The organism is Acinetobacter sp. YT-02, from assembly GCF_002412355.1.
In the GTDB taxonomy this organism is placed as follows: Bacteria; Pseudomonadota; Gammaproteobacteria; order Pseudomonadales; family Moraxellaceae; genus Acinetobacter; species Acinetobacter towneri.
The window spans coordinates 76,329-89,341 of the sequence record NZ_NOZT01000007.1; the positions used below are offsets into that span (position 1 = coordinate 76,329).

Here is a 13,013-nt window from a genome sequence, read left to right on the forward strand (position 1 = left end):
GAAAAGCCAACCCTGATCTGTGTCTGTAATCACCAAGCCTCGCCCGACCTATGAGCAAGCCACTGCTATAGATAATGCACGTCTGGGCAAATCTTTTAAAGTGATTGCCTATGCAGGTACAGGTAAAACCACGACCTTACAAATGATCAGTGATGCCATGCCAGAACGGCGTGGCATGTACTTGGCATTTAACAAAGCCATTGCCGCAGAAGCACAAAGTAAATTTCATCGTCAGGTCGATTGTCGTACATTTCACTCGCTTGCATATCGCAGCGTTCCACGTGGAGTCACCGACAAATTACGCCTACCCCGTTTAAGTCCAAGTTTTATTGCCAAAGAGTATCGTTTAGAACCGATTACCCTTAGACGTATGATGGGCGGACGCTATGAAAAATATGTGTTGATGCCAAGTCGTTTAGCCAGTTTGGTGGCCAATGCCGTGAGTCATTTCTGCTCGACCAGTTCGCAATACCCTGCCCCACGACATTTACAAGCACCCAGTTGGTTGCATCCAGATGACATCGACACCTTACAAAAACATCTTTATCCTGCGGTAGAACGACGCTGGTTGGAGTCAATTGACCCGAATCATCAGGCAGGCATTGGACACGATATTTATCTGAAACTTTGGGCCTTGTCTGAACCCAACATTCCTGCCGATTATGTGCTGTTTGACGAAGCTCAAGATGCCGACCCGCTCATGCTGGGCATTTTACTCAAGCAACGTAATACTCAAGTGATTTATGTGGGCGATGCGCATCAGCAAATCTATGCTTGGCGTGGTGCAATCAATGCCATGCAGCAATTACCTTTGCCTGAATCACGACTGACCACATCGTTCCGTTTTGGTGAAGAAATTGCCCTGACCGCCAATGCCATTTTAGGTGGGCTGAATGAAACCGTGCCACTCTTGGGCAATCCAGAATTACATTCCAAAGTGGTCAACAAACCGCATACCAAAATGCGTGATGCGATTTTATGCCGTACCAACGCCCGTGCCATGGAACTGCTACTGGCAGGTTTAGTGCATGGCGATAAAGTCAGTCTGCAAGCCGACCATGTGCGCTTAAACCGTTTTGTGGATGCTGCCGCGATGCTCAAACAAGGCAAACGTGTGACCGACGTTCCGGAACTGGCATGGTTTAACTCTTGGCATGATGTACATGAATATTGTGAAACCAACGATGGCAGCGACATTAAACCTTTGGTCAAACTGGTGGATGATCATGGTACTAATCCACTCAAACGGGCGTTGGCAAAAATCACCCCAATTGACCAAGCCGACTATATTATTTCGACAGCGCATAAAGCCAAAGGTTTAGAATGGAATCGGGTACATATTGAAGACGACTACCAATTTAAACTGAACGACAAAGAGCATAAAATTAGCGATGAAGAATTAAGATTGCTGTACGTGGCATGCACACGTGCTAAAGTCAGTTTAAATATTCATCATATTTACGATTTGGTACAACAACTGAAAATAAAAATGCCGACATCGTTACGCAAAGCGGTGGGGTAATTGCAGCAGGTGCGCTATGAAAATTACATCGGTTCATTTCAGACACATCACCCATTTTGCAGACCTAAAACTCGAACTCAATTATCACGACCTGCCCATTACGCTTATTTTGGCAGACCAAAGTGCGGGTAAAACCTCGCTGTTACGATTTAGTTATCAAGCACTGACTTGGTTTGCCGCTCGCTATAAAGACTTACGCACTGCGGGTTTGGTCATGCAAGATCAAGATATTTTATTCAATCGCTTGCAAGCTAAAATTGATGTTTGTGTGGAAATTCCGGCAGACATAGGCAGTTTGGCAGAATCAAGTAACACGCAAATTGAAAGCACCCAACATTGTGACTGGCAACTATATAAAACCCTAAATAGTAGTGGTGTGGGAGTAAGCAAAGCAGAAACCGCCAAGCTTGAAAAAATGGTGCAGCTTTATCAACACGCCATTAAACACGACCCGATGCAGGGACTACCGCTGATTGCCTACTACCCTGCAGAACGCTTCGTGAATGAAGTCAATTTACTCAATAAAAATAATCCGCTGATTTTACAACCTGGACATGCCTACGAAATTGCCGCGATTCCATTCACGACATTCACTCGTTTTTTTGAATGGCTGCGGGAAATTTCCGATATTGAAAATGCCCAAAGTGCGCAGCTTTTACACAAGCTATATCAGCAACAACAAAGCGAACTCGCACAAACCCTGAATCAGTCCTTATTGCATGCCTATACCCAAATGCATGCACCGAGTTTACAAGCACTGAAAGATGCCATACAAATCGTGCTGCCTGAAATTGAAGACCTATATCTGCAATATCTACCTAAATTACAACTCATGGTGCGCTGTCAGGGCAAAGATATGCTGTATCAACAGTTGTCGAACAGTCAGCGCAACTGGATTGCTCTGGTAGGCGATATTGTACGTCGCCTCTGTTTGCTAAACCCAAACAGTTTGTATCCGTGTCGCGAGGGAGATGGCATTTTGTTGATTGATCAGATTGATCATCAGCTCGATCAACAACAGGCAGCACAAATACTGACCCGTTTACATCAAGCTTTTCCGCGCTTACAAATTATTGCTACAGGCAACCGCAGCGAACTTCTGGAACAAGCGGAACGCTTTCAATGTTTAAAACTGGAACATCAACAGCTGCATCCCATCGCATGGCAAAGTTTACAACCGCAGTTTGCAGAAATTTATGCAGATGTACTAGAAACCACTCACACGACAGAAGACGTCAGCCTACAAGAACAAAATCCAACACAATTAGGCACGGCTGAAATTTTGCAGCAGATTCAAAACCATTTAACTGCCGAACAAAAACAGGAATTGCTGCAACGCTTACAGCAATTGGATAGTGAGCCAACACCTGATCAATTGCCTGAATCTTAATTGCCGAAGTCTTTCAAGGCATACTTGGGCAAAAAGCAAGGAAATACTTTATCCCGCATATAACAGACGGTATATAATGACTTTGCTGTATGCAAAATAAATTGATGTTGTTTTATTCATGTAATAAAATCAGATTAATTTTGAACTTTTATAGTAAAATCCGATTTTGCTGTAGTTTTTAAAGTTGCGCAATACAACTTTTTTTATACCTTGAATAGTGTCTATTGACCTTTCAAACACGGTGAATGCTGTAAAAATGCAGCAGATGCAGATCAACTTCATCCATAGTTCAACTAGGTTGTAGATTGACGCATCTAAATATTTTTAACACAGCTTTAACCAAACCAAGCACAACCTTATTCGCTGCATCGTCAGCGAAAGATCAGCATATTTTTTGCTGCTTGAGCCGCCTAGCCATGTAAAATTATTTTTGCATGATCTTGTTTTGAGTTTAAGTTGCGACAATACGCTCATCAAAACAATAGACTACGTGTTTACTGACACGACTGATTGGCTTTCAAGATTGAATCTTTTGGATGGTGTGTTGCTGTCCTGTAATCCTTGGAAGATAAGATTCATCCTTTAGGTTTTCAACCTATTCACGACAATGGATATGAGTGTGCTACCGATTATTATATTGTTACCGTTAGTACTGGGCACAACCCTTGTCTCGTGGCTGAAACAATTTTCACGCGGGGTAACGGCTTTAGGGGCGATTGGCGTCAGTCTGAGCAGTCTTATTCTGCTCCTGACTCAAGCAAAAGCAGTCTTTAATGGCGAAACGATCATTCAAACATGGTCTTGGCTGCCACAGTTGGGGATTGATTTAAGCTTCCGTCTAGATGCGCTTGGTTTATTATTCTCCTTGCTGATCACGGGGATCGGCACACTCATTTTTATTTATGCCTATTATTATTTAAGTCCACAAAACTCGCTCAGTAAACTCTATGTTCTCCTCATGCTGTTTATGGCTGCCATGTTGGGAATTTCGCTCTCCAATAACCTGATTTTGTTGCTGACTTTTTGGGAACTGACCAGTATTTCCTCTTTCTTATTGGTGGGTTATTGGAGCAATTACGAGGCAGCACAACGCGGCTCACGTATGGCACTGACCATTACAGGCATGGGCGGACTCGCCATGCTCGGTGGTTTTGTGTTATTGGCGCAAATCACAGGCACCTATCAAATTGACCAAATCTTAATGATGACTGAACAAATTCAAAGTCATCATTTATTTGTACCAACTTTATTGCTGATTTTATTGGGTGCATTTACCAAAAGTGCGCAATTTCCGTTTCACTTCTGGCTACCCAATGCCATGGCTGCACCCACGCCTGTTTCTGCCTATCTACATTCGGCAACGATGGTCAAAGCAGGGATTTTCTTGCTGGCGCGCTTATTGCCAATTTTTGCAGGCGCAGCGTTATATCACAACCTAGTCACCTTTATTGGTCTATTTACCCTGTGTATGGCAGCATTCTTTGCCATTTTCAAAGAAGATTTAAAAGGCTTATTGGCGTATTCCACCATCAGTCATTTAGGTCTGATCATGTGCTTACTCGGCATTGGTTCACCGTTAGCAGTAGCTGCTGCAATTTTCCACATCATCAACCACGCCACCTTTAAAGCGGCCCTGTTTATGATTGCAGGAATTATCGACCACGAATCAGGCACACGTGATTTACGCAAACTTAGTGGCTTATGGCAACTATTACCCTTTACCGCCACCCTCACTATGATTACCGCGGCCTCTATGGCTGGCGTACCGTTGACCAACGGCTTTTTGTCCAAAGAAATGTTCTTCACTGAACTGGTAGCAAACTTATCTGGCCCTGTACTGTTGGTTTCTGCAATTGTTGCGACACTGGCGGGTATTTTTGCAGTGGCCTATTCAATACGTTTGGTACACGGCGTTTTCTTTGATGGTCCAATTGGTAAAGATGTCCCAAACAAAGAAGCTCACGAACCTCCGTTTGGCATGCGTGCACCCGCAACTTTATTGGCAGTTTTATGTATTTTAGTCGGCTTGATGCCTGCCTTATTGGTCGAGCATATTGTCAATAGCACGACTCGTGCCAGTACCCAACTGTCGCAGTTTGAAGGCACACATCTGGCAATTTGGCATGGCTTTAATCTTCCCCTGCTGATGAGTGTTATTGCACTGCTTGGCGGGATCATTTTCTATTTCTCGCTCGCCAAAGGTGGAAAAATCCGTGAAATTGACCTCGACCCACATTTAGGTCAATTCCAAGGCAAACTGCTGTTTGAATTATTCTTAAAACATTTGCTACAAGTTTCACGCAAAATCAAACGTAAAACCGAAAATGGTTCACTGCAAAGCTATTTGGTGTGGATCATTGCTTTTACGGTATTCATGGTCGCGCTACCATTATTCAATCAGGGATTAACAACTGGCACACGTGAACTCACACATGCGCCTATGATTGCCATTGTTTTATGGTTATTGCTGTTCTCTGCCTGCTGGATGATGCTGTGGTTCCACCATGAGCGCATCAAAGCTGTCTTAATCAGCGGTGCAGTTGGCTTGGTCGTCACCATGATGTTTGTCGGACTGTCTGCTCCCGACTTGGCACAAACTCAAATCACGGTTGATGTCGTCACCACTGTTTTATTGCTGATGAGTCTATCGCTGCTCCCACAATTGACCCCGTATGAATCTAGCCGTTCACGTCGTTGGCGAGATGCCTTCATTGCGATTGGTGGCGGCATTGGTATCGGCTGGATTGCGTGGCTGGTTATGACTCGCGACCACAATTCAATTTCATGGTTCTTTAATCAGCAATCCATTCCACTCGGTGGCGGAACCAACGTGGTCAACGTCATTTTGGTGGACTTCCGTGGTTTCGATACCTTTGGTGAAATTACCGTCTTGGGCATTGCTGCGATTGGTACGCTGTGTTTAATGGATGGTATGCGTGCGCACGGCACTATCATGACCCAAGGTTTAACCTATCGCTTTAATCCTTCACCGTTGATGTTACGTATTACCGCCTCATGGATTTTACCTATCGCCCTTGTGGTCAGCCTGTATATTTTCTTGCGCGGTCATAACTTACCAGGCGGTGGCTTTATTGCGGGCTTAATTACCGCAATGGCGTTGATCATCCAATACATTGCGCTTGGTCAAGACCACACCGAACAAATGCTCAAAGCTAAATCTGGACGTTTATACGAAATCTGGATTGGCGTGGGTTTAAGTATTGCAGGTCTGACAGGACTTGCCGCATGGTTCTGGGGACGTCCATTCCTCACCAGTGCACATATTTATGTCAATCCTCCGATTATTGGTGAAATGCACCTCGCTTCGGCTGCCTTATTTGATGTAGGCGTGTATGTCACGGTGGTTGGTGCGGTAATGTTGATGATTTCTGTCTTGGGCGACTCACGTCACTCAGGCATGTCTGGCCCACTTCCAAAGGAGTAATGCAATGATTAGTATTGAGTTTTTAATTGCGTCTGCCATTGGAATGTTAGTCGCGACAGGAATCTATTTAATTTTACGTGCCCGTACCTTTCCTGTGGTTTTGGGCTTGGCGATGATTGGTTATGCCGTCAATATTTTCTTATTCAGCATGGGGCGTATTCAGCTCAATGCACCTGCAATTTTGACTGAAGCTTCAAAAGTCACCGACCCATTACCACAAGCCTTGGTATTAACCGCAATTGTGATTGGTTTTGCCACCACCGCATTTATTGTGCAATTGGCGCTGCGTAGCCGTTATGAAACAGGGACAGACCACGTCGATGCCAAAGAAGAACATCCACTGCTTGACCCACGTGAGGATGAGCCATAATGACTGATTTCCTCCAATTTTGGCTACAGCATTCACCTATTTTTAGCATCCTGATTCCAACCTTTACCGCATTTATTTTAGTGCTATTAGGCAATCCGGGCTTTGGTTCACTCTCACATGACTGGCGTCAGCCATGGCGTCGTGGCATTAGCTATCTTTCTGCCACACTCGGTTTAGTCACTGCAATTAGCTATTTAATTCAAGTCAGCAGTGGGCAAATTATTATTTATAATTTGAGCGAATGGGCCGCCCCGTTTGGCATTATTTTAGTGCTAGATCAACTGTCTGCCCTCATGTTGGTACTGACTTATTCACTTGCCTTGCCATTACTGTGGTTTTCCAGCAAAAAATGGGATGAACGTGGTCGCTATTTTCATACCATGGTGCATTTCCTACTCATGGGACTTTGCGGTGCATTCCTCACAGGCGACTTATTTAACCTGTTCGTATTTTTTGAAATCTTGTTGCTCGCCTCGTATGTGTTGTTATTGCACGGTCAAGGCAAAGCACGTTTTCAACTCGGGATTCATTACGTCACCATCAACCTGTTGGCCTCTGCCCTGTTCCTAATTGGTTTGGGGATGATTTACGGTAGTGTCGGCAGTTTAAACATGACCGATGTGGCACGTCTTATTCCGCTACTCGATGCTGATGCACATAAAATTGCGGTGGCAGGTGGCTTACTGCTATTTGTGGTATTTGGTATTAAAGCCGCTATGCTTCCTGTCGGTTTCTGGCTTCCTAAAACCTATGCCGTGGCGACAACCCCTGTGGCAGCCTTATTCACCATCATGACCAAAGTGGGTGTGTATGCCATTTTGCGGGTTAATGGAACCGTATTTGATGATGCACTGAGCCATAAAATCCTACAAGACTGGTTGCTGCCGATTGGTCTAATTACCTCACTGTATGGGGTCATTGGCGCAATTGGTGCAGAGCGCTTACGTCGTTTTGTCGGTTTTATGGTGCTGTCTTCGATTGGTACGATCCTGATCGCCATTTCGATGCTGAACACACAGGCATGGTCAGCCGCACTGTATTACTTAGTACACAGTACCTTAATTGCAGCGGCTTTCTATTTGCTGTGTGGCTGGATTACCTCACAACGTGGCGCATTTAAAGATCACTTCAATATTGCCCCGCAAATGAAGCAACACAAAGTACTGGCAATCACATACTTCATGATCGCCTTAATGATGGCAGGTTTGCCACCGTTTAGTGGCTTTTTGGGCAAGGTCTTTATTTTGCAAGCCACCGCCAATATGGCACATCAAGGCTGGATTATTGGCATTATTCTCTTGGTCAGCTTGCTGAGTATTATTGCATTCACCCGTGTCGGCTTTATTTTATTTTGGCGCGCGACCAAACCTGAAGATGATGCGCAAACTGAAGCCTATTATGAATATCAGGCACTACCTGCGATTGCACCGCCCCGTAATGACCGTGTCATTTATTTTCTCCTAACGGGTTTAGTGCTGTACGTGGTATTTGCCAATCCAATTCAACAATATATGCTGAAGACTGCACAGCAGATTCAACATAATGCGGCCTATGAAGCACTGATTCTGAAAAAAGACCGTGCTGCAAATGTGATTAGCGTACAACCTTATGATCCATTGTACTTACCTGAAACCAAGTACGGTGGCGAAGCAATTGACACCAATGCACATTTAATTCCCTATGTGATTGATCCAAACACCTTGGAAGGCGAGCATATTTCTGACTATAAACAACGTCAGATTCAACAGCAAAATCGTGAGGAAGCACAGCAACCTAGCGATACTCAACTCAAACCTGCGGAGCCCTAAACATGCAAAAAACGAGACCAAAAACTTCGTTTTGGGATAACCTGCTGCCACACCCGTTTGTATCTGTCTTGGTGGCACTGAGTTGGCTGATGTTGGCGCATAGTGTTTCTGCAGGGAATCTGTTGATGGCACTGGTCTTGGCGCTCTTGATTCCCAAACTGATCCAGCCCTTTATTGCGCGTACACCAGACATCAACTGGACTGCGGCAATTCGCTTATTCTTTGTGGTGGTCTGGGACATTATGATTTGTAATATTCGTGTCGCAAAACTGGTACTTGGCCCAACAGACCGTATGCAGCCAAAATGGTTCCGTGTCCCTCTCGAAACACAACACGAACAGGTCAACAGTATTTTGGCGATGATCATTACCACCACACCAGGCACGGTTACAGCAGGTATTGACCAAGACCGTGGCGATATTTTGGTGCATGCCTTAAACACTGCAGATGAAAGTGTAGATATTCAAGACATCAAAAATCGTTATGAAAAACCGCTGATTGAAATTTTTGGTGCACAGTCAGGAGAAAAGCAATGATGATTCTGCCTTATGCACTTGGAATCTGCATGGTTGCGATTACGCTGTCCATGTTTATGTGCCTATATCGCCTGATTATTGGTCCTTCAATTGTAGACCGCCTGTTGGCCTTGGATACCTTGTTTTTAAATGCGACCTGCTTGGTGGTGGTTCTGGGTATCTATTGGACCAGTACTTCATTATTTGAAGGTGCGTTATTGGTGGCGATGCTAGGCTTTGTGTCTACTGCAGCACTGGCGCGTTACTTCACCAGTGGTCATGTGATTGATTAAGGAGAATGAACATGCAATTACTCATGGAAATTTTAGTGTCATTCTTTTTAATTATTGGCGCATTTTTCATGTTGGTGGGCGGCATTGGCATGGTTCGCCTACCCGACTTATTTATGCGACTGCATGCCCCTACAAAATCCAGCACTTTAGGACTAGGCAGTTTCTTAATTGCAGCCATTATTTATGCGGCATTTGAAGGACGATTTGGCTTTGCAGAAGTATTAATCACCCTATTTGCGTTTATTACCGCGCCTGTTTCTGCCAATTTAATGGCACAGGCAGCACTGCATTTACGTTTACGTTCGATGAGTGGCAATGTGCCTGAAACCTTAGATCGTCCATTACCGTGGCAACGCCAACGTCGTAATTTACGTCGATATGAAAAAAAATCTAATGATGATTTGGTGTAGAGCAAAAAAAGCATCGTATCCGATATGATCTTGCTTACATTGCAAAAGCTCAAACATGATAGATAAACATTCATTGATTCTGATAGACAAAAAAATGCCACCCGAAGGTGGCATTTTTTATTACTGAGTTATTCTTCATCTTGCTTAGGTGCTGCAGGAGGTAAATCTTTTACCGCTTCTGCAATCAAACCAAACATATAGTTACCATAGGCATTGGTTTTATCGTAGTGAAAACGCAAACGTGGGGTAATACGTGTCTTAATACGACGGCTTAACTCATGGCGCAAGAAGCCTGATGCTTTATTCAACACATCTAAGGTTTCTTTATTTGCCGTTTCGCTTTGCTCATCGCCTAATTCACGTCCCATGACGGTCACGTACACTTCCGCATATCCTAAGTCTGGGCTCACCTTCACTGCAGAGATGGTCACAAGACCACCTAAGCGTGGATCTTTCAGCTCTTGGCGAATCAGTTCTGACAGCTCACGCTGTACTGTATCCGCCATACGCTTCAGACGTTGACTACCCGCCATTAAAGACTCCGTTTAATCAATTGAACATCGTACACTTCAATCTTATCAAGTGGTTTGATGTCTTTATAGCCTTTTACTGCAAGACCACATTCCATACCTGCGCGAACTTCTTCCACCACGTCTTTATAACGACGAAGTGACTCAAGCTCACCTTGGAATACCACCACGTCATCACGTAATACGCGAATTGGTTTGTTACGGTGAAGTACGCCTTCAAGTACCATACAACCTGCAGCTGCACCAAACTTACTTGAGTGGAACACTTCACGCACTTCTGCAACACCCAAAATAGTTTCACGGTGTTCAGGTGCAAGCTTACCGCTCATCGCATCTTTCACATCATCAATTAATTGATAGATGATGCTGTAGTAACGAATGTCAATACCATCGGCATCGGCTTTTTGACGCGCAGTATTGTCAGCACGTACGTTAAAGCCCAGTAATACGGCTTCTGAAGATTCTGCAAGCGTAACGTCAGACTCGGTGATCGCACCTACGCCTGAACCAATCACACGTACACGTACTTCATCGGTAGACAACTCACCCAATGCAACAATCAAGGCTTCCAAAGTACCACGTACATCGGTCTTCAATACCACATTGACAAATGGAACGTCTTTTTTGCCCATTGATGCCATGATGTTTTCAAGACGCATCGCGCTTTGACGCTCTAGACGTTTTTGACGCTCACGATCCATACGCGCATCGGCAACTTCACGTGCTTTCTTCTCGTCATTTACAACAAGAACTTCGTCACCCGCCATTGGCGCTTCAGGTAAACCTAAAATTTCAACTGGAATTGAAGGACCTGCAGATTTAATACGCTTACCGTTTTCATCGGTCATGGCACGTACGCGACCATAAGATGAACCTGCAAGAACCAAGTCACCTACATTCAAAGTACCGTTTTGTACCAGAATTGAAGTCACTGCACCGCGACCTTTATCTACACGCGCTTCAATCACCACACCTTGCGCTGCACCTTCTTCAGATGCTTTCAATTCCATCATTTCTGCTTGAATTGAAATTAAATCAAGAAGTTCATCAATACCTTGACCTGAATGCGCTGAAACCATTGCAACAGGTACGTCACCGCCCCATTGTTCAGGTACGATTTCTTTGGTGGTCAATTCATTCAATACGCGGTCTGGATCAGCCGATTCTTTGTCCATTTTGTTAATGGCAACAATGATTGGCGTACCCGCTGCACGCGCATGGTCAATCGCTTCTGCAGTTTGTGGCATTACACCATCATCTGCCGCAACGACCAATACCACGATATCTGTTGCTTTCGCACCACGTGAACGCATTGCAGTAAACGCTGCGTGTCCCGGTGTATCTAAGAAGGTGATAATGCCTTTGTCGGTTTGTACGTGGTATGCACCAATGTGCTGGGTAATACCACCTGCTTCGCCTGCAGCCACTTTGGCACGACGAATACGGTCAAGTAATGATGTCTTACCATGGTCAACGTGACCCATGATGGTCACCACTGGTGGACGTGTCGTTTGAACACCACGTGCCTCTTCAGCCGCTTCGAGTAAGTTATCTTCAGCTTGCGTATCCGATACTAGAACTGGGTTGTGGCCCATTTCTTCAACTACAAGTGCCGCAACTTCTTGCTCAATCGCTTGGTTTTGCGTAACTAACTCACCCATTTTCATGAGTGATTTAATAACTTCGCGTACTTTAACTGCCATTTTTGCAGCCAAGTCCGCAACCACAATCGTTGCACCAATTTCAACATCATAAACTTGTTTTTTAACTGGTTTTTCAAAGCCGTGCTTGTTGGCTTGGCTCGTTTTCAAACCGCGTTTATGTGAGTTTTGGCTGAAAGACTGTTCTTCCTGACCACGACGACCACCTTTTTTCGGTGAACGTGTATTGGTGCTACTGGTACCACGCTTGATTTCACGGTCTTCTTTGGCAAATGAATCTTCATAAGCCTGACCCACAAGACCAGCCGCCAATGGAGAATCATCTACCACGCGAATAGTAGCTGTTGCATCTTCATTTGAGTATTTAGATGCCATCTGACGCATTTGCTCAAGCGTACGTTGCTGCGCTTCTTCAGCCGCTTTACGACGTGCTGCTTCTTCAGTCGCTTTCAATTGAGCTGCTTGCGCTTCACGTGCTTTCTTTTGCTCAGGCGTTTCAGTGACCTTCACTGCTTGCTTCACAATTGGCTTGTTGGTTGACTTACGTTTCACCACAACCGCAGCTTTCGCAACTTCTTGCTTGGCTGTTTCTTGCTTCGCTGCTGCACGCATTGCATCTAAAGCTTGTTTCGCTTTTGCAGCACCTGCTTGAGGCGCGTCTGCTTTCGCTTTGCTCTTTTCTGCCACGTCACGTGCTTGCTGTTCTGCTTGCGCTTTTTCAGCTGCTTCCGCCTGTGCTTTTGCCAGTGCTTCCGCTTTAATCTGTTCAGGATCAGGCTTTACAAATGTATGCTTCTTACGAACTTCTACATTAATCGTTTTCGCTTTGCCCGAAGTACTTGCCACTTTAGCGGTACTGGTGGTTTTACGTTTCAACGTGATTTGTCCTGCATTACCCTCTTGACCGTGAACCTTTTTTAAATGGTTCACTAGGGTACTTTGTTGTTCAGTGGAAATAATATCGTCAGCGTTACGCTGTGGTAAACCTGCGTCACGAACCTGTTCCAGGAGTTTCTCAACTGGACGACCTACACTGAGCGCTAACTCTTTAATCGACTTGTCCGTCATA

10 protein-coding genes are annotated in these 13,013 nt (G+C 44.8%); 8 read left to right on the forward strand and 2 right to left on the reverse strand.

Translation table 11 applies throughout. The features are described 5' to 3' along the window. Window positions 1–19 precede the first annotated feature (19 nt). The 8 genes from CF596_RS04165 to CF596_RS04200 all read left to right on the forward strand — a co-directional run bounded on the left by CF596_RS04165 (window position 20) and on the right by CF596_RS04200 (window position 9,753). Window positions 20–1,522 (forward strand): UvrD-helicase domain-containing protein, encoded by a 1,503-nt coding sequence (locus tag CF596_RS04165; RefSeq protein WP_004975892.1) that lies wholly within the window; start codon window positions 20–22, stop codon window positions 1,520–1,522. A 16-nt stretch (window positions 1,523–1,538) separates the two neighbouring features. Next, on the forward strand, window positions 1,539–2,912 hold the full coding sequence (locus CF596_RS04170) for an AAA family ATPase (RefSeq protein ID WP_096901337.1): 1,374 nt from the start codon (window positions 1,539–1,541) through the stop codon (window positions 2,910–2,912). Between the two features lie 607 nt (window positions 2,913–3,519). Then, window positions 3,520–6,357: a monovalent cation/H+ antiporter subunit A gene (locus CF596_RS04175; RefSeq protein ID WP_096901338.1), complete on the forward strand. Its 2,838-nt coding sequence runs from the start codon at window positions 3,520–3,522 to the stop codon at window positions 6,355–6,357. Window positions 6,358–6,361: 4 nt separating this feature from the next. Next, window positions 6,362–6,727, forward strand: coding sequence for a Na+/H+ antiporter subunit C (locus CF596_RS04180; RefSeq protein ID WP_004975886.1), 366 nt, complete (start codon window positions 6,362–6,364; stop codon window positions 6,725–6,727). Then, complete coding sequence (locus CF596_RS04185; protein WP_096901339.1) at window positions 6,727–8,535, forward strand: monovalent cation/H+ antiporter subunit D; 1,809 nt, start codon at window positions 6,727–6,729, stop codon at window positions 8,533–8,535. Before CF596_RS04180 ends, CF596_RS04185 begins: the two co-directional genes overlap by 1 nt. A gap of 2 nt (window positions 8,536–8,537) precedes the next feature. Continuing rightward, window positions 8,538–9,071 carry a Na+/H+ antiporter subunit E gene (locus tag CF596_RS04190; RefSeq protein WP_004975882.1) on the forward strand — a complete coding sequence of 178 codons (534 nt, stop codon included), beginning with the start codon at window positions 8,538–8,540 and terminating at the stop codon, window positions 9,069–9,071. Next, a complete protein-coding gene (locus CF596_RS04195) occupies window positions 9,068–9,343 on the forward strand; it encodes a monovalent cation/H+ antiporter subunit F (RefSeq protein ID WP_004975880.1) in 276 nt (91 codons plus the stop codon). The genes CF596_RS04190 and CF596_RS04195 overlap by 4 nt, the downstream gene beginning before the upstream one ends. An 11-nt stretch (window positions 9,344–9,354) precedes the next feature. After that, the gene (locus tag CF596_RS04200) at window positions 9,355–9,753 is read left to right on the forward strand and encodes a Na+/H+ antiporter subunit G (RefSeq protein WP_019836076.1); all 399 of its coding nucleotides are present in this window, start codon (window positions 9,355–9,357) and stop codon (window positions 9,751–9,753) included. 128 nt (window positions 9,754–9,881) lie between these two features. Here the strand turns inward: CF596_RS04200 and CF596_RS04205 are convergent, their stop codons facing one another. Together CF596_RS04205 and infB are read right to left on the reverse strand one after the other, a co-directional pair. After that, window positions 9,882–10,286, reverse strand: a complete 405-nt coding sequence (locus CF596_RS04205; RefSeq protein ID WP_004975876.1) for a ribosome-binding factor A — start codon at window positions 10,284–10,286, stop codon at window positions 9,882–9,884. Then, window positions 10,286–13,012, reverse strand: coding sequence for a translation initiation factor IF-2 (gene infB, locus CF596_RS04210; protein ID WP_096901340.1), 2,727 nt, complete (start codon window positions 13,010–13,012; stop codon window positions 10,286–10,288). The genes CF596_RS04205 and infB overlap by 1 nt, the downstream gene beginning before the upstream one ends. Window position 13,013 lies beyond the last annotated feature (1 nt).

What these genes read in the sequence shown, in the direction of transcription:
- infB (WP_096901340.1), bottom strand. Translation starts at nt 13,012, where the DNA reads ATGACGGACAAGTCGATTAAAGAGTTAGCGCTCAGTGTAGGTCGTCCA.
- CF596_RS04190 (WP_004975882.1), top strand. Translation starts at nt 8,538, where the DNA reads ATGCAAAAAACGAGACCAAAAACTTCGTTTTGGGATAACCTGCTGCCA.
- CF596_RS04175 (WP_096901338.1), top strand. Translation starts at nt 3,520, where the DNA reads ATGGATATGAGTGTGCTACCGATTATTATATTGTTACCGTTAGTACTG.
- CF596_RS04185 (WP_096901339.1), top strand. Translation starts at nt 6,727, where the DNA reads ATGACTGATTTCCTCCAATTTTGGCTACAGCATTCACCTATTTTTAGC.
- CF596_RS04205 (WP_004975876.1), bottom strand. Translation starts at nt 10,286, where the DNA reads ATGGCGGGTAGTCAACGTCTGAAGCGTATGGCGGATACAGTACAGCGT.
- CF596_RS04170 (WP_096901337.1), top strand. Translation starts at nt 1,539, where the DNA reads ATGAAAATTACATCGGTTCATTTCAGACACATCACCCATTTTGCAGAC.
- CF596_RS04180 (WP_004975886.1), top strand. Translation starts at nt 6,362, where the DNA reads ATGATTAGTATTGAGTTTTTAATTGCGTCTGCCATTGGAATGTTAGTC.
- CF596_RS04200 (WP_019836076.1), top strand. Translation starts at nt 9,355, where the DNA reads ATGCAATTACTCATGGAAATTTTAGTGTCATTCTTTTTAATTATTGGC.
- CF596_RS04195 (WP_004975880.1), top strand. Translation starts at nt 9,068, where the DNA reads ATGATGATTCTGCCTTATGCACTTGGAATCTGCATGGTTGCGATTACG.